Below are 22,643 nucleotides of genomic sequence, written 5' to 3'. Positions count from 1 at the left end.
GAGATCACGACGGGCCGTAGCCCGCTTCGGCGCACGGTGACTGTTGGCACGGTGGGTACGCATGACACGGTGCGTGGTCCACCCGCCGCCTTGGTGCCGAATCGCATCAAGGAGGTCGGCCACTCGCGGGCTGAACGGCTCACTCATCGGCTGCCCTTTCCGTCAGACCGAGCGCGTCCAGCAGCTCCGACACGTCCTGGCCATCGCGCGCCACCCGTTGCACCAGCCGCCTGGCGTCTGACCGCTCCTGCTGGGTGTTGGGGTGCACGCCGAGCACATCGCCCGGACGGCCCTCCCGCTCATGACGCGGAATCCCCGCGGTACGGCGGATGTTCATCGCACACCGCCGTTCCCCGCGGCGCTGTTCTGGCGCGCGTCGCGGCTGGGGTCGCAGGCGTGCGGCCACTGGATCTTCATGAAGCGCCGGGACCCGCCGTAGCCCTTCACGCTGACCGTGACGTTCACGTCGTGCGCGGCCACCGCACGGCCCGGCAGGTCGACACGGACCATGTGGTTCGTGCCAAGGCTGACCGAGCCGACCTCGTAGTCCTCCGGGAGCCAGCCGCCGATCTGCATGTGACTGGTGCCGAAGCAGTCATGGGCCAGCTCGACGAGATGCCAGTCGGTGAGGGTGACGCTGCCGTCGACGGAGAACTCGACCATGGCGGGCGGGACACCGGCATCGACCAGGGCGTTGAGACCGTCTGCCGCGAGCTGCCAGGGGGAAGCGGCGCGGGTGGACTCGCCCTTGCGGGTGTCCTTCCCGGCCTCGCCGGCTGTCCGACGCAGATGGAAGATTTCGGTGCTCACGCGGCCGCACCCCTTTCGCGGCGCTGCTGCGGAATCCGCCCCGCGGAGCCGCCGAACCGGGAGGACCGGAGCTTGATCAGCGCATCAAGCTCCGCATGCAGCCTGACCGCGTCGTCGAAACCGATGACGAGTTGCGCGTCCCCCATGCACGCCGCCGCCTCCACCTCCTCGACCCGCGCGTCGACCTCCGCCGGATACACGTCCGCACCGGAATGGGCCACGTCGGCCAGCCGCTCCAGCGCCGCCTCCACGTCGTCCTGCGCGCCTTGCTCCTGCCACTCCGCGACGAGACCGGTGATCGTGTCGTGCCGGATCAAGTCAGCGCGGAGCACGATGCCCAGGCCGTCGGAGGTGGGAGAGAAGGACAGGCCCGGCTTCTTGCTGGGATGCACATTCATCAGGCGCTCCTGTGGACGCGGTGGGTGAAGCGAAGGCCGCATACACGGCAGCGGCGAGAGGGCCGGCCGCGCATGCCGGTCCGCAGCGAGACCAAGTCCGCGTCGTGGACGGTCTCCCTCGCGTTCTCGCAATCGGCGCAGCGCTCCACCAGAAGCACGCGGCCGTGGTGGCACTGGCCTTTGTCCCGGGGAGACTGCATGCTCCTGACCGGCGGCTCAGAGCCCGGCCGCCGCTCCAGCTCGACGAACTGAGCACGCAGCCGCTCCAGTTCTGCCGCCACCTCCGGTGACATCAGCAGACCTGCATCCTCCAGAGCCTGTGCCGCTTCCGTCGCCTGATCGGTGACCGGCGACCGGCCGCACTCCCATGCCGCGGCGATCACGTTCCTCGCCGCACGAACCCGTACCTCTCTGCTCACCGGACCACCGCCGTGAGAATGTCGTGCCGGATCATCTGATCCGCCGGGGCGGCCGCCGATACCAGCACCGATACGGACGAGCCGTCCGCACGCTCCGGGGTCGTCGTGTGCAGCGTCCACAACTGCACGCCTTCGAAGGCGGGGCTGACGTGGATCTCGCCGCCGCGCTCCGCGAGCCACAGGCCCAGGTCATCGACGTCCGCGACCGAGACGTGTACGGCCTCCGGGAGCGGGATGACGGTCGGGGCGGGCAGGCCGGTCGAGCCGAGAAGGACGTTGACGGCGAGCGTGTTGTCCGAGATGGCCGCCCACCTGTTGGTGGGCGGGCGTTCGATAGGCTGAGTACTCACGGGAAGCCTCTTTCGTAGATGATGAGAGGTGATCCGTTGGGGTCGCTCGGGCCAGGAAGTCGGAGCGGCCCCGCAGTTGTCGGTCAGGCCGCGATGCGGCCGATGGACCTGTCTCGCCCCGCAGGGCGGGCCAGGATGAGCCGCAGACGAGCGATGACCTCGGGTGTGGGCGGCGGTGCCGCAGCCACTTCAAGGCGGATGTGCTCGATCAGGTCGTCACCGAGAAGCGCTCGACGCTCAGCGGGCGTCATATGCGGACCTTGACGCGTTCCATGAGGTCCTCGACGTGCACTCCGTACGCCTCATGGATGCGCAGCATCGAATTCAAGTCAGGCTGGGTGGTCCCGCTGAGAATCCGGTAGACGGAGGACTCTGAGATTTCCGTGCGCCGGGCGATGGCGTACCCCGAGCAGTCGCCCTTTTTCCTGGCGACGTCGCGCAGCAGGTCGACGCGCAGACGGAACATGGGCTACCCCCTTCGTGCAGGTGAGGGAGACTTCCTCCCTGCCTGACATGAATATAGGGGTGTCCATGCTCCCTGGCAAGCATGTTTGTGAGCTAGGGCATATCCGGTTTTCTCAGTCCACACGTTCGACGACCCGCTCCATCCAGCGACAACGTTGCCGGTGGCTTGACCTGCATCCTTGCTCCCTGACAAGGGCGTGACTACTCCCTCACCAGGGAGCTAGGGTGTGCGCCATGACAGCCGACGCCACCCCCACGCGCGCGGAAAAGTTCGCGGCACTCGTCGCGCCCGCCGCCCGCCGCGCCGGCTACACCGGACGCGGAGCCACTGCCCGCCTCGCCCGGGACTCCGGCCTCCCGGAAAGCACCATCAGTCGGATGCTGCTCGGCCAGCGGATCCCCGACCCCAAATCCTTCGAACCGCTGGCCAAGACCTTGGGCATGCCAGTAGCCGACCTGCTCGTCGGCGCCGAAATTGTTTCGGCTTCAACCCTGCACCAGATCGCCACAACCCCGGTACGATCTCAACCCATCTCCCCAGAGGAAGCAGCTGACGAGCTAGGCATCACCAACCCCGTCAACCGCGAGATCTTCTACGGGACGATCGAACGGCTCAAAAGGCTCGAACAGGAACAAACCCCTGAAACCGAGAGCGGCAACGGGGGTGCAGCAGCCGAACGTTGAACGGGGGGCCTGTGATCCTCTCAGGCGAAAGAACCACCGCAACAGCCGCCACGACAGTCCTCGCAATCGGCATCACCGTGGTCCTAGTCGGCGTCCTCACCAGCGACCCAGCCCGCGCAGCTGGCGGCGCCTGCCTCACCATCACGGCACTGACCCTGATCGCCCTGCGACTCATTCGCACATGGATCACCGACACAGCGGCCGAGCGCTCCCGCATCCAAGACGCGATCCGAGCAGCCGACATCGAACGCATGCGGTACCTGGCAGCACAGTCCGCCCTCGGCGTCGAGCGTGACCGCATGCGACGCGATGCAGAAGAAGCAACTCGGCACTCGTCGAAACAGATCAAAGCCGAGCACGCCAGGCTGCGGGAGCAGTTCGAGGAGGAGCGTGCCGCCCTAATATCCGAGACCTTCGAAGCCGCGTTCTCCATGCTCACCACAGGCCGCCTCATGGACTCACTCGCCCACACTCACGGCAGGGCAATCATCCCCTTCCCCATCGAGCCCGCACGGACCCACGGCCGCGACATCAGTCGCCCTTAAAGCCCGGCTGACCCACAAAAGACAGCGAAATTCGCCCCGGCATGAGCTTCTGAGCGCCCTTCACATGCGCACGGTTAAGGCGCACCGTGACCACCTGTCGCAGAACCTCGCGCTGCTGCTCCAACAGCAAACCCGCCCAGACCTTCTCTCTGTCAGGCCGGCCAACCAGTCGGCGCAGCAGGGGCGTCATGGGCGACACCAGGTCGTCGACCTCCTGGAGCGCATCGTCGATCTGCGGCTGAAGGCGACCCTCCAGGGCAGCCAACGACAAGATCGACAGTTTCGGCTTCCCGTCCGACCCAAACTCTCCGGCCAGCTTCTGCGCCTCCTCCAGCTGCGCCCTGAGCCGAGCCAGCCGATTACGTGCCTCCTGCGCCTCCTCTCCTTGATCGTCACGTCGGAACGCCGAGGCGGCCGCATCGGTCCCGAGCCATTCGAGAACCGCCTCCTCTACATATGCCTCCAGGACATCCGCACGAATGGCAGTGTCGGCCTTCGCGGAGCAGTAATAGGTGCGCCGATCATTCCGCTTGCCCGCTATCAGGAATGGGGGAATGTGTTCCTTCGCCTTTTTGCGCTTGCGCCGAGCGGGCACACTCTGGACATCTTTAGATGCGTGAGCATCTCCCCCCTTTTCGGCCTCCCTCCCCAGGTCGGGGTGCGCCCCGCAGTAAGCGAGGAAGGCTAGGAGATTCTTCGCCTTCACGTCGTAGTTTCTTCGACGCTTTGGGTCGTCCAGGATATTTTGCACCTGATGGAATAGTTCATCATCAATGATGGGCTTCCATGAAGCCTTTCCGGGCACCACTACGCCGCGGTGAACTCGCTCCCCAATATAGACCCGCATGCGCAGCTGTTCGACGACCGCACCACCATCCCAGGTAGCCCCCGACGGGGTCACTGCTTTCGGATTCGCGTTGAGCCATTTGGCAATGCGGTACGCGGTCTGACCTGCCGCGAAGCGTTTGAATATTTGAACGACGAAGCGCGAACGCACCGGGTGGGGTACCTGGTCGACCAGCTCGCCGGTTTCCGGGTCATAACGGCGCATATAGCCATACGGCGTGCGACCGGCCGGCCTCCCGTCCTCTGCGAGCTTACGCTGGGTACGAAGATTCCGGTCTCGAATTCCCTCAACTTCGTCTTCGGCATCCAATGCATCCCGCGCGGTCGCTTTGATGTCCTCGCGCTTGCTTAGATCATAAATTGTGCCGTTGTAGCACAGCAGGACTCCGCCTTCTTGACACGCCTTGCGCAGGCGGACGTATTCGTCAAGCGCACGATAATACCGCGACGCCTCCCAGGCGACGACAATTCGGCACTTGCCGTCTCTGATACCTTCGAGCATTGCCTCGAAGTCGTCACGCTGCCTCCTGGCATGACGTGAAGCGGATCGATCGACGTCTTTATTGAAAACTCCCACGATGGGCCACCGGAAGCGCTCACAGAGCTCGCGCCCAAAATCTACCTGGGTGTCGACGCTCGCACCCTTTTTGGACGGGTCATGGGAGTTGCGACCGTAGAGGAAGGCCGGGAAGAGACCTGGATAGACGAGATGCAGATACTCCGGTGCGATCGGCATGACGGCACGATAGTTCAGGCCATAACCTCTCGCCAGGGTTCTACGGCACGAAGCCCAGCAAGTACGGCAGGGCGTCGGCCAGTTCGGCGGGGCTGCGGAGGGTGACCTCCTGTTCCGCGTGCGGGCCCGTGGGGCCGGACGCGTCGGCGGACGAGGAGAACGGGTGGGGTGAGTCGCTGTGCTTGGTCATGGCCCGAGAGTCCCGCGACTGCGCGGCGGCCCACCAGCCCTGTGGATAACCGCCGCATATTGTCGTACGAATCTTGTGGACGGTGGCTCCACGGCGGGCCGCGGTTCTCGGGGGCGCCCACGTTTTCCACAGGTCCATGGTCGCGGTCGCGCGATGTCAGTGCCCTCGTGTTGCATGGGGGCATGACCAACGAAGACCTCCGCACCTCGGCCGACACCGTCCTGGCCCGTCTCGTCGGAGACACCACGGGCGCCGCGAGACTGCGCGAGGATCAGTGGCGCGCGATCGAAGCACTGGTCGCCCACCATCGCCGCGCGCTGGTCGTCCAGCGGACCGGCTGGGGCAAGTCGGCCGTGTATTTCGTCGCGACCGCGCTGCTGCGCGAGCGCGGCAGCGGCCCCACTGTGATCGTCTCGCCGCTCCTCGCCCTGATGCGCAACCAGGTGGAGGCCGCCGCGCGGGCCGGCATCCACGCACGCACGATCAACTCCGCCAATACCGAGGAATGGGACACCGTCCAGGCCGAGGTCGCGGCGGGCACCGTGGACGTGCTGCTCGTGTCGCCGGAACGCCTCAACAATCCCGACTTCCGGGACAATGTGCTGCCCAAACTCGCCGCCGCCACCGGCCTGCTGGTCGTCGACGAAGCCCACTGCATCTCCGACTGGGGCCACGACTTCCGCCCCGACTACCGCCGCCTCCGCACCATGCTGGCCGATCTTCCGCCCGACGTGCCCGTGCTCGCCACGACCGCCACCGCCAACGCGCGTGTCACCGCGGATGTCGCCGAGCAGCTGGGTACGGGCGAGACCTCGGAGGAGGCGCTCGTCCTGCGCGGGCCGCTGGACCGGGAGAGCCTGAGCCTGAGCGTCCTGCAACTGCCCGACGCCGCCCACCGGCTGGCCTGGCTCGCCGACCACCTCGACGAGCTCCCGGGCTCCGGCATCATCTATACCCTCACCGTCGCCGCCGCCGAAGAGGTGACCGCGTTCCTGCGGCACCGCGGCCACGTCGTCGCCTCGTACACCGGCAAGACCGAGAATGCCGACCGTCAGCAGGCGGAGGAAGACTTGCTGGCCAACCGCGTCAAGGCGTTGATCGCCACCTCCGCCCTCGGTATGGGCTTCGACAAGCCTGACCTGGGGTTCGTCGTCCACCTGGGATCGCCGTCGTCCCCCATCGCCTACTACCAGCAGGTGGGCCGCGCCGGGCGCGGGGTGGAGCACGCGGAAGTGCTGCTGCTGCCGGGCCGCGAGGACGAGGCCATCTGGAAGTATTTCGCGTCCCTCGCCTTCCCCTCCGAGGACCAGGTGCGCCGCACCCTCGACGTGCTGGCCGCGTCCGACCGGCCGGTGTCGCTGCCCGCCCTGGAGCCGCAGGTGGATCTGCGGCGCTCCCGCCTGGAGACCATGCTCAAGGTGCTCGACGTGGACGGCGCGGTGCACCGGGTTCGCGGTGGCTGGACGGCGACCGGCCGACCGTGGGCCTACGACGCCGAGCGGTACGCCTGGGTCGCCCGGCAGCGCGAGGTGGAGCAGCAGGCCATGCGGGATTACGCCACCACCACGGGATGCAGAATGGAGTTCCTGCGGCGACAGCTCGACGACGAGGGCGCCACCGCTTGCGGGCGCTGCGACAACTGCGCGGGCCCCCGTTTCACCGCCGAGGTCTCCGCGACCGCGCTGGACGCCTCGCGCGGCGAACTGGGGCGGCCCGGTGTCGAGCTCGAGCCCCGGCGGATGTGGCCGACGGGAATGCCCGCGGTCGGCGTGGACCTCAAAGGCCGTATCCCCGCAGGGGAACAAGCCGCCACCGGCCGGGCCCTCGGCCGGCTCTCCGACATCGGCTGGGGCAACCGGCTGCGGCCGCTCCTCGCCCCCAACACACCGGACGGTCCTGTTCCGGACGACGTGGCGGACGCCGTGGTGACCGTGCTGGCCGACTGGGCCCGGGGGCCGGGCGGTTGGGCCGGCGGCGCGCCCGGCGCGACCGCCCGGCCGGTGGGTGTCGTCACGCTCGCCTCCCGCACCCGGCCCAAGCTGATCCAGTCGCTCGGCGAGCACATCGCCAGGATCGGCCGGATGCCGTTGCTCGGCACGGTCGAGTACCGGGACTCGGAAGCGGACACCCACCTGCCGCGCACCAACAGCGCCCAGCGACTGCGGGCCCTGGACGGGGCGTTGACCGTGCCGCCCGCTCTCGCCACGGCCCTGGCCTCGACGGACGGCCCCGTGCTGCTCGTCGACGATCTGGCGGACACGGGCTGGACGCTGGCCGTGGCAGCGCGGCTGTTGCGCCGGGCAGGGGCGAAGGACGTACTCCCGCTGGTACTGGCGGTACAGGGATAGGCGCGCGTGAGGGGTAGGGAGGCTGGGCAGGGGTAGGGGCGCACACCGCCCGGTGGGAGGCGCAGTGGCGCCAATTGATCGTTGCCGCGCACCGGCGCAGCCGGGAGAATCGGACGTGCTCCCGCCCCCGTCCGTCCATGGCCCGGCGGACTGCCATGGCGGTGCGCGCCCTTGCCCGACGCCCGCCCGCGCCCACCCATGGGCACGCAGACGAAGGGAGGATCATGACCTTCGGCTTCGCTCCGCCGCCCGCCGACTCCGGTCCCCGGCTGGGCCGCTCGCTGGAGCCCGCCGAGTGGGCCGCGGCAGGGATCCCCTTGCTGCGGAACCCGCGCGAACTGATCACCGGCCTGCACGCACGTCACCTGCCCGCACCGTCGACGGCGGTCGTCGCCGTCCTCGATCCCGACGAACGGCTCGCCGCGAGCGCGTCCTTCACCAGACAGCACGCCTCGGCCGACGGCTGGGAGCTCCGCAACGCGCTCCTCGCGCAATTGCGTCAGGTGATCCCGCACGACCTCCGGCGCCGTACCCCGGTCCGCACGGCTGTGCTTCTCTACTGCCGGGAGGGCGAGGCCCGTTGGACGGAGGAGGACGGGGCGTGGATGTGGGGCCTGCGTGATGCCTGCACCCTGCACGGCCTGCGCTGCGGCGCGTACATCACGCTGACCATGAGTGGCTGGCAGATACTCGGTGAAGGGCGCAGCGGACGGCGTCCGCGCTCGCCCCTGTACCGGGCTGCGCCACCGGCATCCGGAAGCATGACCTCCGAGATGCGGAATGCCTTGTACCGCACAGCGGCCGGCTGACCGGCCGGCCCATGGGCGGCGGGCCGGGGCACGAACCCCGCGGTCACCGCCGCCTCCAGGGCCGGGTGACCGCCGGGTTCGCGCCTCAGACGCCTGCCGGGAGCAGGGAGTTGACCCGCTGGGGCTCGGCGCAGACGATCAGCAGCGCACCCGCACGCTCCAGGGCGACGGGCAGGGCACCGTCCACCACGGCGTCCGCGCCACCGTTGACCGCGACGACCACGATCGGACGGCGCCCGACGCGGCCCGCCTCGGCGCTCGCGTAGAACACGTCGTCGCGGGCGTCGTGCTGCGCCCAGTAGGACGCCTCACCGAAGGACAGCTCGTGCACGGCCCAGGGGTGCGGGTCGCCGGTGGTGAGCACCAGGATCTCGCCGGGCTCACGACCGGTGTCGAGCAGCAGGTCGACGGCCTCGTCCGCGGCGTCCAGCGCGCCCTGCGCGGAGGCGGGGATCAGCTGGACCTGCGGAGCGGCCGCCGGGGCCGGGGCAGGTGCGACGGGGGCCTGGGCCGGCGTCACCGCGGCACGCGGGGACGGTACCGGCACCGGACCTTGGTGGGAGCCGGGGCTGCCGGGCCGCACTGGGGCCGGACGGGGGCCGGGGCCAGGGACAGGACGGGGGGTCGGCGCGCCACGGCCGGGGGCCGGAACTGCGCGGGGACCCGGGACACTCTCGGGAATCTGAGGCTCCTCGGGGATGAGAGGCATGAGTTGATGTTTATCAAACGCCTGTGCGGGACGCGTCGGCGGGTGGCGGCCGGTGCCGCTCAGAAGTCGAAACCGAGTTGGCCACCGGCCTCCAGAGCAAGTGCCTCAGGGGTGCCGCGCACCCGCTTGAGGTGCTGCCACCTGGGCAGCGCGTCGAGATAGGACCAGGACAGCCGGTGATGCGGGGTGGGGCCCAGCGCCTCCAGGGCGGCGCGGTGCACCGGCGAGGGGTATCCGGCGTTGTCGCCGAAGCCGAAGTCGGCGCACTCGACGCCCAGTTCGGCCATCATGGCGTCACGCCGCACCTTGGCGATCACTGAGGCGGCGGCGACGACCACGCAGGACTGGTCGCCCTTGATGACCGTGCGGACCCGCCAGGGATCGCCGAGGTAGTCGTGTTTGCCGTCGAGGATCACCACGTCGGGCTGTACGGGCAGGGCGTCCAGGGCGCGGGTGGCCGCCAGTCGCAGCGCCGCCGTCATTCCCAGTTCGTCGATCTCCTGTGGGGAGGAGTGCCCGAGCGCGTGAGCGGTCACCCAGCTCTCCAGCTCAGCCGCGAGCGCCGTGCGGCGCTTGGGGGTGAGCAGTTTGGAGTCGGTGAGCCCCTCCGGGGGGCGACGCAGACCGGTGACGGCCGCGCACACGGTGACCGGTCCGGCCCAGGCTCCGCGGCCGACCTCGTCGACTCCGGCGACGACCTTGGCTCCGGTCGTGGCGCGCAGGGAGCGCTCGACGGTGTGGGTAGGCGGTTCGTACGGCATAGCGCCAGCAAGCGTACGCCCCCGGCTCCGGCCCGAGTAGCCCCGCCCCCTCCCCTTTTCGTCTCTTCCTTCTGTCCGGTCAGCTCACAGCGGTCGGCAGCCAGCCGGGAAGCGCTTCGACGCGCTCCAGCCAGCTCGCCGGCGGCGCTCCCCGCTCGCCCGCCGCGACCACTCCTCCGACGATGGCGCAGGTGGTGTCCACGTCGCCACCCACCTGCGCGGTCGCCCAGAAGGCCGACTCGAAGGAGCCGAGGTTCCGGGCGGCGGCCCACAGCGCGAAAGGCACCGTGTCGTGGGCGCTGGTGCGGCGTCCGCAGCCGAGGACGGCGGCGACGGTGTGCGCATCGCCGTAGTCGAGCATGTCGCGTGCGCGCCGCAGCCCGGCCTGGACCGCGCTGCGCGGCACGAGTGCGATCACACCGTCCAGGAGCGCCTCGGCCGACACGGAGCCGGGTGCGGCGGCGATCGCCGCGGCGGCGGCCACCGCCATGGTCCCGGCCACGGCCTCGCGGTGCTGGTGGGTGGTGTACGCGGAGATCTCGGCCTGGTGCGTCGCCTGCTCCGGGTCGTCCGCGTACCAGGCGCCGAGCGGGGCGATGCGCATGGCGGCGCCGTTGCCCCAGGAGCCCTGCCCGTTGAACAGGGCGGCGGCCAGCTCCCGCCAGTCGCCCCCTTCCCTGACCAGGCGCAGCATGCGGTTGACCGCCGGGCCGTAGCCGCGGTCGAAGTCGTGGTGCTCGGCGAAGGAACGGGCCAGGGCGTCCTGATCGATCCGGCCGTGCTCGGCGAGGACGGCCAGCACCGAACAGGCCATTTCGGTGTCGTCGGTCCACTGCCAGGGGGCAGGCGGCAGTTCGCGGCGCTTGAGGGAGGGGTAATGGGCGGGGACGAAGAACTGGGACCCGAGGGCATCACCGAGAGCCAGCCCGCGCAGGCTCCCCAGGGCTCGGTGGAATCGGTCAGCGGTCATCGCAGCGAACTCTAACCGGTGAAGCCGTACGGTTCGGGGGTGCACCAGCGCTCGAACGGCCGGTTCAGGTGGTACCTGCCGTCGGTGCCGAGGATCAGGGCGCGGGTCTCTCCGTTGCCCGGGTTCGACAGGGACTCGAATTCGGCCACGGTCCAGTGCAGCCATCTCATGCAGAACAGCCTCATGGTCAGCCCATGGGTGACCAGCAGGACGTTCGGCGGGTGGCCGGGGTCCTCGAAGCTGCGCCACAGGCTCTCCAGGAACGCTCCGACGCGGTCGTACACATCGGCGCCCGACTCGCCCTGAGCGAAGCGGTAGAAGAAGTGGCCGTAGGCGTCCCGGTACGCCTTCTGACGGCGCACGTCTGCGGGGTCCTGCCAGTTGCCCCAGTCCTGTTCGCGCAGGCGCGGTTCCTCGCGGACCCGGACCCGGCCCGGGTCGAGCCCCAGCTCGTGGAAGGTCTGGTGCGTACGGCGGTAGGGCGAGACGTAGGCGGACACCTGCTCGTCCCCGAAGAGCTCACGCAGCTGGACACCTGCTTCGCGGGCCTGCTTGCGACCTCTTTCGGTCAGGCTCAGAGCGTGGTCGGGCTCCCGTTCGTAAACGGTGTCGTCGACGTTGCCCACCGACTCGCCGTGGCGGATGAGAACGATGCGTCGGGGCCGTGGCATGCCGCCACCCTAGATCGAGCGCGGGCCTCTTGCCGCACGTCACCCGTCGATCAGCGGCCGACCTGCCCGTATCTCGCAGCGACGCCCGGTGAAGCGGCTGGTCAGCAGCCGGTCGCGGGAGACCACCACCAGAGCTCCCGGCCATTCGGCCAGCTCGCCAGGCCGGTCTTGAGCCGGCGGAGCGGCGTTCCATGGCGCGCAGCTCCGCGAGCGCCGCGCCACCCGCACGGCACGGCCGAGCCACAAACACAACCCGAGTTGCATTACTCTCAGCATGACACGACCCCGCCGACTAACGCAACAGGAGTAGCAGTTGTCGTCCGACGCGCCGCCCTCCCAGGCCCCCGGCACCGTCCGGCCCGGCGGGCGCACCGCCCGCACCCGCGACGCCGTCCGCGACGCCGTCCTCGCAGGGCTGGTCGAGACCGGCTACCCGGGCCTGACGGTCGAGTACGTGGCCGAGCACTCCGGCGTCCACAAGACGACGCTCTACCGGCGCTGGGGCGGGGTCGAAGGGCTCGTCGCCGACGCGCTCGAACTCGCGGGCGAGGACAGCTGGACCCCGCCCGACACCGGGTCCCTGCGGGGCGATCTGCGCGCCCTGACACAAGAGATCCTCGACAGTCTCGGCGACCCCGCCGGTGCCGCCGTCCCGGCCGCCTTCATCGCCGCCGCGTTCCAGTCCGCGCGCGCGGCGGATGCCCTGCGTGCCTTCTACGCCGAGCGGTTCGCACGCTGCACGCCACTGGTGGAACGGGCCGCCGAGCGCGGCGAGGTGCCCTCCGGGACCGAACCGGGCGCTCTGATGCGAGCCGTCTCGGCCCCGTTGTTCTTCCGGCTGTTCATCAGCCGGGAGCCCATCGACACGGCCGACGCCGACCAGGCGGCCGACGCGGCACTCGCCGCGGCTCGCGCGGGGGTCTACACCCGGCCCGTCTGACGCCGGGCATGCCCTGACCTCGTATCGGGCACGGCGGTCACACCGTCCAGGACGGCTCTATCGCGACGATGTCACCGCCGATCGCCGCGACGTCCGCCTCGGTCTGCGCCCGCAGCGCGAGCCGCTCCAACCGGTCGGCACGGTATTTGCCGTACTCGGCCCCGGAGTTCCACATCGACAGCACCAGGAACTCCTGGCCCGGCGCCTCACCGAACACACCGCGCAGCATTCCCGGCGACCCGGCCATGGCCGGGTTCCACACCTTCTCCTGCATCAGCGTGAAGTGCTCGACCCGGTCCTCACGCACGCGGCAGTGGGCGACACGCACCACGTCCGCGTCCGCGAACTGCGGCCGGAAACCCACTTTTACGTCGCACCGGCGCTCGAACAGCCGCACCTGGATGTTCTTGTACGTGCCCGCCTGCGCGGCCGCCAGCCTGTCATGGGACCGTGCCATGAACGAGTCGTAGAACGCCCTGCTCTCCCAGAAGCCGAAGAGGTGCGCCACCTGGGGGCGGCCCCTGCTCCAGCCCCCGCCCTGCCCCCGGAATCCCGGTTCGCCGAGCAACCCCGCCCATTTCCGCTGCCCCCGCTCGAAACCACGGCGGTCCACCACGGTGCAGCGAATCCACTTGACCAGCACCGCGCCATCGTACGGCGCCGACAGCGGCGCGTAATCACGTCCCGGATGAGTACACCCGCGCGAGCGGACCGGCATCCGCCTCACTGAGCTCGATACAGAACTCCCGCTTCAGCGGTTCCACCAAGTCCTCGGCGTTCACCAGCCGTTGCGCCGTGGAGGCACGGAAGCACACCACCGGGAACGGTGAGCGGGCCGGACTCCGGCGTGCGCCGGAGTCCGCCTGCCACGGCTCCGTGCCGACGGCGTCCACCTCGACCCAGCGCTCCGCCGCAGGCCTCAACCCCCACACCCCGACGCTCATCCGGTAGGCGCGAGCAGCACCGCGGCAGCATCCCGCGCCCGGAGGGCGGCGCCGGACTCTCCGGTGATCGCGGCGGTGGTGATCGCCCCGTCCACGAGCACGGCGAGCTGGTCGGCCAGCCGCTCCGCGCTCTCGGCACCGGCGGCCCGGACGAGGCCGAGGAGATAGCCGCGCACCTCGGCCTTGTGGTCACGTACGGCATCGGCCACGGCCGCCGAGCCCGTCCCCATCTCCCCGAACGCGTTGATGAACGCACAGCCCCGGAAGCCCGGTTCGGCGAACCACGCATGCAGCCACTCGAACACCGCGAGCGGCCGGTTACCCACGGGCCGGTGTTCCACATGACCGGCGAGCATGCCGCGCCAGTGACGGTCGCGACGGCGCAGCCATGCCTCCACCAAAGCCTCCTTGGAGGGGAAGCACTGATAGAGGCGCTTGAGTGAGACACCGGACGCGCTGCGGAGCCGGTCCATGCCCACGGCCTGTACGCCGTGCTCGTAGAAGAGCGCCTCGGCGGCGTCGAGCACCCGCTGCTCGACCTCGGCGATATCCATGTCACTCCCGGCTGGCGAAGAGAACGTTCGTTCTCTAGGCTACGCGACAGCTGGAGAACGCTCGTTCTCCGTTGGTAGGAAAGGCAATTCCATGACTCAGCGCCCGCCGCTTCCGCCGTTCGACGAGGAGACCGCCCGAGCCAAGGTCCAGGCCGCCGAGGACGCCTGGAACTCCTGCGACCCGGATCGGGTCGCCCTGGCCTACACCGAGGACTGCGTCTGGCGGAACCGGGACCGCTTCCTCACCGGCCGCGCGGAAATCCGCGAATTCCTGCGCCTCAAGTGGGAGAAGGAACTGGACTACCGCCTGCGCAAGGACCTGTGGTCCTGGAGCGGCAACCGCATCTCCGTGCGCTTCCGTTACGACTGGCGTGACGCCAACGGCAGGCAGTGGGTCAGTTTCGGCAACGAGCAGTGGGAGTTCGACGCCGACGGCCTGATGCGTCGCCGCGAGGCCAGCATCAACGATGTCCTCGCCGGTGAATCCGCTCCGGGAGCCGACGCCGAGGACCCGTTCCTCTCGGTGGCGCCACGCGAGCGGACCGGCTGAACCGCGGGCACGGATGCCGTCGCGTCCGATGCGTCACCGAGGGTGGCACCAGCGGCAACGGGCATGAAATCCTTGGGAGTCAGGGACACGAACTCGTGGAATCCCGCCTCGCCCGGCCGTGGCCCGGTTCCGTACCACAGGCACCTCGCACGGGCCCTGTGCGGCATCAGACGAGTTCCGAGGAAGGGGAGCCTGGTGAACAGTCTCAACAAGGGGATCGAAAAAGTCGAGGTGACGCTCAAATGGGACCCGAGCCCACCCGGCACTCCCGCCACCGACCTCGACCTCATAGCCGCGACGTATCCTGCGGCCGCGCCCTACGGAAGGCCCGCGTATCTCGTCCACTTCGACAGCCGGGCCCCTGACGGCACCATCACGCTCAACCGGGACAGCCGCACGGGCCAGGGCCTGGGCACCGACGAGGCGATGACGCTCGAACTCGACCGGCTGTCGGACGAATACGGCCGGGTGGTGGTGGGCGTGGCCATCCAGCAGAACGCCGGGCGGAAGACCTTCGGCGAGGTGGCGAATACGGGCGTCCGTATCAGTGAGGACCGCACCGTGCTGGCCGCCGAGGATCTCACCGGCGTCGCGGCGTTCACGGCCGCGACCGTCGGGGAATTCATCCGGGACAGCTCGGGAGCGTGGGCATTCCGCAAGGTGGTGCGTGGATTCGACGCCGATCCCACAGCGTTCGCCGCGATGATGGGCCGCCGCTGATTCCCGGCACGTCGTCCGGAGCACGAAAAACGGCCAGGCGGAAAGGCATCCCCGAAGGGAGCCTTTCCGCCTGGTCACGTCATACGGTGCGCGCCGTCCGGCGCTCGTTTTCAGCTGCAGCCGCTGGTGGAGCCGCAGCCCTCACAGAGATAGCAGCTGCCCGCGCGGCGCATCTTCGTGCCACAGGAGAAGCACAGCGGAGCGTCGGCGTTCAGGCCGAGCTGCATCTCCACCAGTTCGGTGTTGTTGTGAGCCTGCTTCGGGGCCGGGACGGCCGCCGCGGGCTGGGCCGGGGCCTCCGTCTTGGGCGCCTCGACGTGACGCGGCGCCGACTGCGCGAGGCCCTCGACGTCGACCTCGTCGTCGGTCGGCTCGTACGAACCGGTGTCCAGGTGGCGCTGGCGCTCCTCGGCGGAGTGGATGCCCAGGGCCGAGCGGGTCTCGAACGGCAGGAAGTCCAGCGCCAGACGGCGGAAGATGTAGTCGACGATCGACTGCGCCATCCGGACGTCCGGGTCGTCGGTCATGCCGGCCGGCTCGAAGCGCATGTTGGTGAACTTCGAGACGTAGGTCTCCAGCGGAACGCCGTACTGCAGACCGACGGAGACCGCGATGGAGAAGGCGTCCATCATGCCCGCGAGGGTCGAGCCCTGCTTGGACATCTTGAGGAAGACCTCGCCGAGACCGTCGTCCGGGTAGGAGTTGGCGGTCATGTAGCCCTCGGCGCCACCGACCGTGAAGGAGGTGGTGATGCCCGGACGGCCCTTGGGCAGGCGCTTGCGGACCGGGCGGTACTCGACGACCTTCTCCGCGACGGGAGCGGCCTCGGGCGCCTTGGTGACCTCGGCGTCCTTCTTCTTGGCGGAGAGCGGCTGGCCCACCTTGCAGTTGTCGCGGTAGATCGCGAGCGCCTTCAGGCCGAGCTTCCAGCCCTCGAAGTAGACCTCCTCGACCTCCTCGACGGTGGCCGACTCCGGCAGGTTCACCGTCTTGGAGATGGCACCGGAGAGGAACGGCTGCGCGGCGGCCATCATGCGGACGTGACCCATGGCGGAGATCGCGCGCTCACCCATGGCGCAGTCGAAGACCTCGTAGTGCTCGGCCTTCAGGCCCGGGGCGTCGATCACGTTGCCGTGCTCGGCGATGTGGGCGACGATCGCCTCGACCTGCTCCGGCTGGTAGCCCAGGCGCTTGAGGGCCTTCGGAACCGTGTTGTTCACGATCTGCATCGAGCCGCCGCCGACGAGCTTCTTGAACTTGACCAGGGCCAGGTCCGGCTCGACGCCCGTGGTGTCGCAGTCCATCATCAGGCCGATGGTGCCGGTGGGGGCCAGCACGGACGCCTGGGCGTTGCGGAAGCCGTTCTTCTCGCCGAGGCGGACGACGTCCTGCCACGCCTCGGTCGCCGCAGCCCAGACCGGGGTGTCCAGGTCATCGGCGCGCGGGGAGACGGCGTTGGCGTCGGCGTGCTGCTTCATGACGCGCTTGTGGGCGTCGGCGTTGCGGGCGTAGCCGTCGTACGGACCGACGACCGCGGCCAGCTCGGCGGAGCGCTTGTAGGAGGTGCCGGTCATCAGCGAGGTGATGGCACCGGCGAGCGCGCGGCCGCCGTCGCTGTCGTACGCGTGGCCGGTGGCCATCAGCAGGGCGCCGAGGTTGGCGTAGCCGATACCGAGCTGGCGGAACGCGCGGGTCGTCTCGCCGATCTTCTCGGTCGGGAAGTCGGCGAAGCAGATGGAGATGTCCATCGCCGTGATGACCAGCTCGACGACCTTGGCGAAGCGCTCGGCGTCGAACGACTGGTTGCCGTTGTCGTCGGCGCGCAGGAACTTCATGAGGTTGAGCGAGGCGAGGTTGCACGAGGAGTTGTCCAGGTGCATGTACTCGCTGCACGGGTTGGACGCGGTGATCCGGCCCGTCTCCGGCGAGGTGTGCCAGTGGTTGATCGTGTCGTCGTACTGGATGCCGGGGTCGGCGCAGGCCCAGGCCGCCTCGGCCATCTTGCGGAAGAGGCCCTTGGCGTCGATCTCCTCGATGACCTCACCGGTCATCCGGCCGCGCAGACCGAACTTCGAACCGGTCTCGACGGCCTTCATGAACTCGTCGTTGACGCGGACGGAGTTGTTGGCGTTCTGGTACTGGACGGACGTGATGTCGTCGCCGCCCAGGTCCATGTCGAAGCCGGCGTCGCGCAGGGCGCGGACCTTCTCCTCCTCCTTCACCTTGGTCTCGATGAAGGCCTCGACGTCCGGGTGGTCGACGTCGAGGACGACCATCTTGGCCGCGCGGCGGGTGGCGCCACCCGACTTGATCGTTCCCGCGGAGGCGTCGGCGCCGCGCATGAAGGAGACCGGGCCGGAGGCGTTGCCGCCGGAGGAGAGCAGCTCCTTGGAGGAGCGGATGCGGGAGAGGTTCAGGCCGGCGCCCGAGCCGCCCTTGAAGATCATGCCCTCTTCCTTGTACCAGTCGAGGATCGACTCCATGGAGTCGTCGACGGACAGGATGAAACAGGCGGAGACCTGCTGGGGCTGGGCGGTGCCGACGTTGAACCAGACCGGCGAGTTGAAGCTGAAGACCTGGTGCAGCAAGGCGTAGCTGAGCTCGTGCTCGAAGATCTCGGCGTCCGCCGGGGAGGCGAAGTAACCGTTCTCCTCGCCCGCCTTGCGGTAGGTCTTCACCACGCGGTCGATCAGCTGCCGCAGGCTCGACTCGCGCTCCGGCGAACCGACCGCGCCTCGGAAGTACTTGCTCGTGACAATGTTGACCGCGTTGACCGACCAGAAGTCGGGGAACTCGACGCCACGCTGCTCGAAGTTGATCGAGCCGTCGCGCCAGTTGGTCATGACGACGTCACGACGCTCCCAGACCACCTCGTCGTACGGGTGCACGCCGGGAGTCGTGTGGATGCGTTCGATACGCAGACCCTTGCCGCCCTTGTTCCCCTTGGAGCGGGAACCTCGTGCCGGGCCGCTCGTCGTCTCTGTCATGCCGCCTCCCTCTACGGGCAAAACGCCCTAATGCGCCCAATTCTTCCGTGGCGCGGATGTCTGTCGTTCACCCGGGCGCGCGGGGCGCGCCGGGCAGGTCTGTGGTTGTCGCCGCTAGTCGGCGGCGGTGGCGGGCGCCGGAACCTCGGCGCTCCCGACGCGCTCACCGGTGGCCTCGACGGGCCGCTGCTCCCGGAGCTCCGCGACGGCGGCCTCGAAGTCCTCCAGCGAGTCGAACGCCTGGTACACGGACGCGAAGCGCAGATACGCGACGAGGTCGAGGTCCCGGAGAGGGCCGAGTATGGCGAGGCCGACGTCATGCGTGGAGAGTTCGGCGCTGCCCGTGGCCCGCACCGCCTCCTCGACACGCTGACCGAGCTGCGCCAGAGCGTCTTCGGTGACCGGCCGGCCCTGACACGCCTTGCGCACCCCGGAGATGACCTTGTTGCGGCTGAAGGGCTCGGTGACCCCACTGCGCTTGATCACCATCAGTGACGCGGTCTCGACGGTCGTGAACCGGCGGGAGCAGTCGGGGCACTGGCGGCGCCTACGGATCGAGCAGCCGTCATCGGTGGTCCGACTGTCGACCACACGGCTGTCGGGGTGCCTGCAGAAGGGGCAGTGCATGGCTCTCCACCCTCCTCACCCTCATAGGACTGTGCACGATCTTCGACTTCGACGACCCCCTTCCGGGGGCCTCGTGAAGCAGCCCCAAGCATAGGCGATGGCCGCGGGCCGGAATGACCAGCGACAGCCGTCGACCACAACTTGTGGGTAGCCGCCGCAATCAAACCACTAGATCTGGTGCCAGGCGGCGAAGCTCGCCGGAGGCGTGTCGCGCCGTCCGAGCAGGCTCCGAGCCTACGCGAGCGACCCGCGCGACGGCCCGCGGGGGCTTCGGGGGCCTGCGGATGACAGACTGGACACCGGCACCGCGACCCCGGCACAGCGGTCGCGCCCCGCCATCGCGGACCGCCGCCTCCCGGGAGATTCCCACCGGCCGGCGCCCGGTCCGACGGGATCCGTGAAGTCCGTAGGACTTCGCACCGAAGGGTACCGTAATAGGTCGAATCGATCTTCAGCCGTACACCCTCTCACCTGATCACGTCAGGGAATCTTCGATATTTCACTCGAACGTGTGTTTGGCGCAACCTTTCGAAAGCAACTACCGTTGTCCAGCTAGGGAGAACATCTCGAGAGGGGCCGACGTGACCACCACCGCAGACAGCGCCACCATCACCGCCCAGGACCGCTCCCAGAACCGACTCGACCAGGCACACCCGATGAATGACGCAGCCATGAACGCCGAGGGGCCCAAGCCCGCTCGCGCCCTTCCCGGACGACCTCCAGGAATCCGGGCCGACAGCTCGGGTCTCACCGACCGGCAGCGGCGGGTGATCGAGGTCATCCGGGACTCCGTCCAGCGCCGGGGCTATCCGCCCTCCATGCGCGAGATCGGCCAGGCGGTGGGACTCTCGAGCACCTCCTCCGTGGCCCACCAGCTCATGGCCCTGGAGCGCAAGGGCTTCCTCCGCAGGGACCCCCACCGCCCCCGCGCCTATGAGGTGCGCGGCTCCGACCAGCCCAGCTCTCAGCCCACCGACACGACCGGCAAGCCCGCGGCCTCCTATGTGCCCCTGGTCGGCCGGATCGCCGCGGGCGGGCCCATCCTGGCCGAGGAGTCCGTCGAGGACGTCTTCCCGCTGCCGCGCCAATTGGTCGGCGACGGCGAGCTCTTCGTCCTCAAGGTGGTCGGCGACTCCATGGTCGAGGCCGCGATCTGCGACGGCGACTGGGTGACGGTGCGTCGCCAGCCGGTCGCGGAGAACGGCGATATCGTGGCCGCGATGCTCGACGGCGAGGCGACGGTCAAGCGCTTCAAGCGCGAGGACGGCCACGTGTGGCTGCTCCCGCACAACGCCGCCTATCAGCCCATTCCTGGTGACGAGGCCACCATTCTGGGCAAGGTGGTAGCGGTGCTCCGCCGGGTCTGAAGGCGTCGCACGACCGAGCCCCGGAACCACTGCGCCGGTTCCGGGGCTCGCCTGTGTCTACGCCCCCGGACGCGGTCCGGGGGACGCGGGCTCTACCGCTCCTCCGCCTTCGCCGCCGCGTCGATCGCCGCCAGGGAGCGGCGGACCTGGTTGCGGTCCGTCGTGTACCAGAAGTCCGGCATCGAGGCGCGCAGGAAGCTTCCGTAGCGCGCCTTGGACAGCCTCGGGTCGAGCACCGCGACGACACCCCGGTCGCCCGTGGCGCGCACGAGCCGGCCCGCGCCCTGCGCCATCAGCAGCGCCGCGTGCGTCGCCGCGACCGCCATGAAGCCATTGCCGCCAGCCTCCTCCACAGCCTTCTGCCGGGCGCTCATCAGCGGGTCGTCGGGGCGCGGGAAGGGCACCCGGTCCATCACGACGAGCTGACAGCTCGGGCCGGGCACGTCGACGCCCTGCCACAGGGACAGCGTGCCGAACAGGCACGTCCGCGCGTCGTCCGCGAAGGCCCGGATGAGCTCACCGAGGGTGTCCTCGCCCTGGAGCAGGATCGGCATGTCGAGCCGGCCCCGCAGCGCCTCCGCCGCCGCCTGCGCGGCCCGCATCGAGGAGAAGAGCCCGAGCGTACGGCCCCCGGCCGCCTCCACCAGCTCGGCGAGCTCGTCGAGCATGTCCGTGCGGCTGCCCTCCCGCCCGGGCTGGGAGAGGTGCTGGGCCACGTAGAGGATCCCCTGCTTGGGGTAGTCGAAGGGCGAGCCGACGTCGACGCCCTTCCACTGCGGGCTGTCCTCTCCCCCGGTGCCTTCCGGAGCCAGCCCCAGGGAGGCCCCGACCCCGTTGAAGTCCCCGCCGAGCTTGAGCGTGGCCGAGGTGAGGATCACCGAGCGCTCGGTGAAGAGCTTCTCCCGCAGCAGGCCGGAGACCGAGAGCGGGGCGACCCGCAGGGACGCCCCGAAGCGGTCGTGCCGCGCGAACCAGACGACGTCGTACTCGGAACCCTCCACGATCCGCTCCGCCACCGCGTGGACGCTCTCCACCGCGGCCAGCGCCTGCTTGCGGACGGCGTCCTCGTCCTGGACGGACTTGTCACGGGTGTTACCGATGGCCGAGATCACCGTGCGGGAGGCGTCACGCAGCGCCGTCAGCGCGTACCCGAGATCCTCCGGGAGCACCTCCAGACGGCCGGGCAGCGCGAGCTCCATGAGGCGCTCGAAGGTCTCGGAAGCGGTCTGGAGCGCGTCCGCGGCCTTCTCGTCCACGAGCTTCGCGGCCCGGCGCACGGCGCGGTTGACCTGGCCCGGCGAGAGCTCGCCGGTGGCCACGCCGGTGACCCGGGAGACCAGCTCATGGGCCTCGTCGACGATGAGCACCTCGTGGCTGGGCAGCACCGGCGCGCCCTCGATCGCGTCGATGGCCAGCAGGGCGTGGTTGGTGACCACGACATCGGCGAGCTTGGCCCGCTCCCGGGCGGCCTCGGCGAAGCACTCGGCGCCGTACGCGCACTTGGAGGCGGACAGGCACTCGCGGGAGGTCACCGAGACCTGGGACCACGCGCGGTCGGAGACGCCGGGCGTGAGGTCGTCGCGGTCGCCCGTCTCCGTCTCGTCCGACCAGTCGCGCAGGCGCAGCAGATCCTTGCCGAGCTTGCTGCTCGGCGCGGCCGCCGTCGGGGCCACCGGCTCGGCGGGGTCGAAGAGGACCTGCTCCTCCTCCTGCGGCGCGCCCTCGTGCAGCCGGTGCAGGCACAGATAGTTCGACCGGCCCTTGAGCATGGCGAACTGCGGGCGGCGGCGCAGCAGCGGCTGGAGGGCGTCGACCGTCCGGGGAAGATCACGCTCCACGAGCTGGCGCTGGAGCGCGAGGGTGGCGGTCGCCACGACGACGCGCTCACCGTGGGCCAGGGCTGGGACCAGATAGCCGAGGGACTTTCCGGTGCCGGTGCCGGCCTGCACCAGCAGGTGGGAGTTGTCGTCGACGGCTTCGGCGACGGCTTCGGCCATGGCGGCCTGACCGGGCCGCTCGGTGCCGCCGACGGCGGAGACGGCGGCGTGCAGCAGGTCGGCGAGGGAGGGCGAGGAGGTGGCAGTCATAGCGCGTCCAGCCTAAGGGGAGGCACTGACATCTCTTGCCCGATCATGGAAATGTGCGGCGGACGGGGTTCCGCCGCGGACGTCCGGCGGCTGTTCGTGATCTCCGGGGCGGCGGCCCCGAAGGGCCGCCCCCCATAGCCCAGTTTGGTGGCCCCC

The 22,643-nt window shown here is 69.5% G+C and carries 25 protein-coding genes; 8 read left to right on the top strand and 17 right to left on the bottom strand.

From position 1 onward, the window contains the following. Positions 1 to 139 precede the first annotated feature (139 nt). From AB0435_RS21250 to AB0435_RS21225, 6 genes are all read right to left on the bottom strand, one after another. The gene (locus AB0435_RS21250; RefSeq protein ID WP_366427665.1) at positions 140 to 337 is read right to left on the bottom strand and encodes a hypothetical protein; all 198 of its coding nucleotides are present in this window, start codon (positions 335 to 337) and stop codon (positions 140 to 142) included. Then, the gene (locus AB0435_RS21245) at positions 334 to 810 is read right to left on the bottom strand and encodes a hypothetical protein (RefSeq protein WP_366427664.1); all 477 of its coding nucleotides are present in this window, start codon (positions 808 to 810) and stop codon (positions 334 to 336) included. The genes AB0435_RS21250 and AB0435_RS21245 overlap by 4 nt, the downstream gene beginning before the upstream one ends. Further along, complete coding sequence (locus AB0435_RS21240) at positions 807 to 1,208, bottom strand: hypothetical protein (protein WP_366427663.1); 402 nt, start codon at positions 1,206 to 1,208, stop codon at positions 807 to 809. Before AB0435_RS21240 ends, AB0435_RS21245 begins: the two co-directional genes overlap by 4 nt. Further along, on the bottom strand, positions 1,208 to 1,591 hold the full coding sequence (locus AB0435_RS21235) for a hypothetical protein (RefSeq protein WP_366427662.1): 384 nt from the start codon (positions 1,589 to 1,591) through the stop codon (positions 1,208 to 1,210). The genes AB0435_RS21240 and AB0435_RS21235 overlap by 1 nt, the downstream gene beginning before the upstream one ends. A gap of 32 nt (positions 1,592 to 1,623) precedes the next feature. Further along, the gene (locus AB0435_RS21230; RefSeq protein WP_366427661.1) at positions 1,624 to 1,977 is read right to left on the bottom strand and encodes a hypothetical protein; all 354 of its coding nucleotides are present in this window, start codon (positions 1,975 to 1,977) and stop codon (positions 1,624 to 1,626) included. Between the two features lie 247 nt (positions 1,978 to 2,224). Next, positions 2,225 to 2,443, bottom strand: a complete 219-nt coding sequence (locus AB0435_RS21225) for a helix-turn-helix transcriptional regulator (protein WP_366427660.1) — start codon at positions 2,441 to 2,443, stop codon at positions 2,225 to 2,227. A 233-nt stretch (positions 2,444 to 2,676) separates the two neighbouring features. Between AB0435_RS21225 and AB0435_RS21220 the strand changes: the two genes are divergently transcribed. Further along, entirely contained in the window at positions 2,677 to 3,126 is a 450-nt protein-coding gene (locus tag AB0435_RS21220; protein WP_366427659.1) for a helix-turn-helix transcriptional regulator, read from the top strand. Between the two features lie 11 nt (positions 3,127 to 3,137). Further along, positions 3,138 to 3,671 carry a hypothetical protein gene (locus tag AB0435_RS21215; RefSeq protein ID WP_366427658.1) on the top strand — a complete coding sequence of 178 codons (534 nt, stop codon included), beginning with the start codon at positions 3,138 to 3,140 and terminating at the stop codon, positions 3,669 to 3,671. On the opposite strand, the gene AB0435_RS21210 is transcribed toward AB0435_RS21215, so the two are convergent. Together AB0435_RS21210 and AB0435_RS21205 are read right to left on the bottom strand one after the other, a co-directional pair. After that, a complete protein-coding gene (locus tag AB0435_RS21210; RefSeq protein WP_366427657.1) occupies positions 3,658 to 5,253 on the bottom strand; it encodes a recombinase family protein in 1,596 nt (531 codons plus the stop codon). The genes AB0435_RS21215 and AB0435_RS21210 overlap by 14 nt on opposite strands. Positions 5,254 to 5,293: 40 nt before the next feature. Further along, positions 5,294 to 5,443: a hypothetical protein gene (locus AB0435_RS21205; protein ID WP_366427723.1), complete on the bottom strand. Its 150-nt coding sequence runs from the start codon at positions 5,441 to 5,443 to the stop codon at positions 5,294 to 5,296. 182 nt (positions 5,444 to 5,625) lie between these two features. Between AB0435_RS21205 and AB0435_RS21200 the strand changes: the two genes are divergently transcribed. After that, the gene (locus AB0435_RS21200) at positions 5,626 to 7,791 is read left to right on the top strand and encodes a RecQ family ATP-dependent DNA helicase (RefSeq protein ID WP_366006347.1); all 2,166 of its coding nucleotides are present in this window, start codon (positions 5,626 to 5,628) and stop codon (positions 7,789 to 7,791) included. Positions 7,792 to 8,015: 224 nt separating this feature from the next. Further along, positions 8,016 to 8,600, top strand: a complete 585-nt coding sequence (locus tag AB0435_RS21195; RefSeq protein ID WP_366006346.1) for a hypothetical protein — start codon at positions 8,016 to 8,018, stop codon at positions 8,598 to 8,600. 85 nt (positions 8,601 to 8,685) lie between these two features. On the opposite strand, the gene AB0435_RS21190 is transcribed toward AB0435_RS21195, so the two are convergent. The 4 genes from AB0435_RS21190 to AB0435_RS21175 all read right to left on the bottom strand — a co-directional run bounded on the left by AB0435_RS21190 (position 8,686) and on the right by AB0435_RS21175 (position 11,711). Then, positions 8,686 to 9,309, bottom strand: a complete 624-nt coding sequence (locus tag AB0435_RS21190) for a hypothetical protein (RefSeq protein WP_366006345.1) — start codon at positions 9,307 to 9,309, stop codon at positions 8,686 to 8,688. Positions 9,310 to 9,368: 59 nt separating this feature from the next. Then, on the bottom strand, positions 9,369 to 10,070 hold the full coding sequence (locus AB0435_RS21185; RefSeq protein ID WP_366006344.1) for a ribonuclease HII: 702 nt from the start codon (positions 10,068 to 10,070) through the stop codon (positions 9,369 to 9,371). Between the two features lie 79 nt (positions 10,071 to 10,149). Further along, positions 10,150 to 11,040 carry an ADP-ribosylglycohydrolase family protein gene (locus tag AB0435_RS21180; RefSeq protein ID WP_366006343.1) on the bottom strand — a complete coding sequence of 297 codons (891 nt, stop codon included), beginning with the start codon at positions 11,038 to 11,040 and terminating at the stop codon, positions 10,150 to 10,152. Positions 11,041 to 11,051: 11 nt separating this feature from the next. Continuing rightward, positions 11,052 to 11,711 (bottom strand): histidine phosphatase family protein, encoded by a 660-nt coding sequence (locus AB0435_RS21175; RefSeq protein ID WP_366006342.1) that lies wholly within the window; start codon positions 11,709 to 11,711, stop codon positions 11,052 to 11,054. A 313-nt stretch (positions 11,712 to 12,024) separates the two neighbouring features. Between AB0435_RS21175 and AB0435_RS21170 the strand changes: the two genes are divergently transcribed. Continuing rightward, the gene (locus AB0435_RS21170; RefSeq protein ID WP_366427656.1) at positions 12,025 to 12,651 is read left to right on the top strand and encodes a TetR-like C-terminal domain-containing protein; all 627 of its coding nucleotides are present in this window, start codon (positions 12,025 to 12,027) and stop codon (positions 12,649 to 12,651) included. 37 nt (positions 12,652 to 12,688) lie between these two features. On the opposite strand, the gene AB0435_RS21165 is transcribed toward AB0435_RS21170, so the two are convergent. Both AB0435_RS21165 and AB0435_RS21160 read right to left on the bottom strand, forming a co-directional pair. Beyond that, complete coding sequence (locus tag AB0435_RS21165) at positions 12,689 to 13,294, bottom strand: YdbC family protein (RefSeq protein ID WP_366006340.1); 606 nt, start codon at positions 13,292 to 13,294, stop codon at positions 12,689 to 12,691. 297 nt (positions 13,295 to 13,591) lie between these two features. Next, entirely contained in the window at positions 13,592 to 14,149 is a 558-nt protein-coding gene (locus tag AB0435_RS21160; protein WP_366427655.1) for a TetR/AcrR family transcriptional regulator, read from the bottom strand. 91 nt (positions 14,150 to 14,240) lie between these two features. Between AB0435_RS21160 and AB0435_RS21155 the strand changes: the two genes are divergently transcribed. Continuing rightward, on the top strand, positions 14,241 to 14,699 hold the full coding sequence (locus AB0435_RS21155; protein WP_366427654.1) for a nuclear transport factor 2 family protein: 459 nt from the start codon (positions 14,241 to 14,243) through the stop codon (positions 14,697 to 14,699). Between the two features lie 195 nt (positions 14,700 to 14,894). Continuing rightward, a complete protein-coding gene (locus tag AB0435_RS21150) occupies positions 14,895 to 15,419 on the top strand; it encodes a TerD family protein (RefSeq protein ID WP_366006337.1) in 525 nt (174 codons plus the stop codon). A 110-nt stretch (positions 15,420 to 15,529) separates the two neighbouring features. Here AB0435_RS21150 and AB0435_RS21145 read toward each other — a convergent pair whose 3' ends face one another. Together AB0435_RS21145 and nrdR are read right to left on the bottom strand one after the other, a co-directional pair. Beyond that, positions 15,530 to 18,406, bottom strand: a complete 2,877-nt coding sequence (locus AB0435_RS21145; protein ID WP_366008416.1) for a vitamin B12-dependent ribonucleotide reductase — start codon at positions 18,404 to 18,406, stop codon at positions 15,530 to 15,532. A gap of 114 nt (positions 18,407 to 18,520) precedes the next feature. Then, the gene (nrdR, locus tag AB0435_RS21140) at positions 18,521 to 19,033 is read right to left on the bottom strand and encodes a transcriptional regulator NrdR (RefSeq protein ID WP_366008415.1); all 513 of its coding nucleotides are present in this window, start codon (positions 19,031 to 19,033) and stop codon (positions 18,521 to 18,523) included. Between the two features lie 581 nt (positions 19,034 to 19,614). Here nrdR and lexA point away from each other — a divergent pair. Further along, positions 19,615 to 20,400, top strand: a complete 786-nt coding sequence (gene lexA / locus AB0435_RS21135) for a transcriptional repressor LexA (protein WP_361520735.1) — start codon at positions 19,615 to 19,617, stop codon at positions 20,398 to 20,400. A gap of 92 nt (positions 20,401 to 20,492) precedes the next feature. Here lexA and AB0435_RS21130 read toward each other — a convergent pair whose 3' ends face one another. Further along, positions 20,493 to 22,487: an ATP-dependent DNA helicase gene (locus AB0435_RS21130; RefSeq protein ID WP_366008414.1), complete on the bottom strand. Its 1,995-nt coding sequence runs from the start codon at positions 22,485 to 22,487 to the stop codon at positions 20,493 to 20,495. Positions 22,488 to 22,643: the final 156 nt, after the last annotated feature.

Origin of the sequence: Streptomyces sp. NPDC051173 (assembly GCF_040689515.1) — a bacterium.
Lineage (GTDB): Bacteria > Actinomycetota > Actinomycetes > Streptomycetales > Streptomycetaceae > Streptomyces.
This window is presented reverse-complemented; position numbering and strand designations above follow the sequence as displayed.

Bases quoted from the DNA above. Each gene is read 5' to 3' on its own strand.
- AB0435_RS21250 (WP_366427665.1), bottom strand. From the start codon at position 337: ATGAACATCCGCCGTACCGCGGGGATTCCGCGTCATGAGCGGGAGGGC.
- AB0435_RS21240 (WP_366427663.1), bottom strand. From the start codon at position 1,208: ATGAATGTGCATCCCAGCAAGAAGCCGGGCCTGTCCTTCTCTCCCACC.
- AB0435_RS21225 (WP_366427660.1), bottom strand. From the start codon at position 2,443: ATGTTCCGTCTGCGCGTCGACCTGCTGCGCGACGTCGCCAGGAAAAAG.
- AB0435_RS21220 (WP_366427659.1), top strand. From the start codon at position 2,677: ATGACAGCCGACGCCACCCCCACGCGCGCGGAAAAGTTCGCGGCACTC.
- AB0435_RS21210 (WP_366427657.1), bottom strand. From the start codon at position 5,253: ATGCCGATCGCACCGGAGTATCTGCATCTCGTCTATCCAGGTCTCTTC.
- AB0435_RS21205 (WP_366427723.1), bottom strand. From the start codon at position 5,443: ATGACCAAGCACAGCGACTCACCCCACCCGTTCTCCTCGTCCGCCGAC.
- AB0435_RS21200 (WP_366006347.1), top strand. From the start codon at position 5,626: ATGACCAACGAAGACCTCCGCACCTCGGCCGACACCGTCCTGGCCCGT.
- AB0435_RS21195 (WP_366006346.1), top strand. From the start codon at position 8,016: ATGACCTTCGGCTTCGCTCCGCCGCCCGCCGACTCCGGTCCCCGGCTG.
- AB0435_RS21190 (WP_366006345.1), bottom strand. From the start codon at position 9,309: ATGCCTCTCATCCCCGAGGAGCCTCAGATTCCCGAGAGTGTCCCGGGT.
- AB0435_RS21185 (WP_366006344.1), bottom strand. From the start codon at position 10,070: ATGCCGTACGAACCGCCTACCCACACCGTCGAGCGCTCCCTGCGCGCC.
- AB0435_RS21180 (WP_366006343.1), bottom strand. From the start codon at position 11,040: ATGACCGCTGACCGATTCCACCGAGCCCTGGGGAGCCTGCGCGGGCTG.
- AB0435_RS21175 (WP_366006342.1), bottom strand. From the start codon at position 11,711: ATGCCACGGCCCCGACGCATCGTTCTCATCCGCCACGGCGAGTCGGTG.
- AB0435_RS21160 (WP_366427655.1), bottom strand. From the start codon at position 14,149: ATGGATATCGCCGAGGTCGAGCAGCGGGTGCTCGACGCCGCCGAGGCG.
- AB0435_RS21155 (WP_366427654.1), top strand. From the start codon at position 14,241: ATGACTCAGCGCCCGCCGCTTCCGCCGTTCGACGAGGAGACCGCCCGA.
- AB0435_RS21145 (WP_366008416.1), bottom strand. From the start codon at position 18,406: ATGACAGAGACGACGAGCGGCCCGGCACGAGGTTCCCGCTCCAAGGGG.
- nrdR (WP_366008415.1), bottom strand. From the start codon at position 19,033: ATGCACTGCCCCTTCTGCAGGCACCCCGACAGCCGTGTGGTCGACAGT.
- AB0435_RS21130 (WP_366008414.1), bottom strand. From the start codon at position 22,487: ATGACTGCCACCTCCTCGCCCTCCCTCGCCGACCTGCTGCACGCCGCC.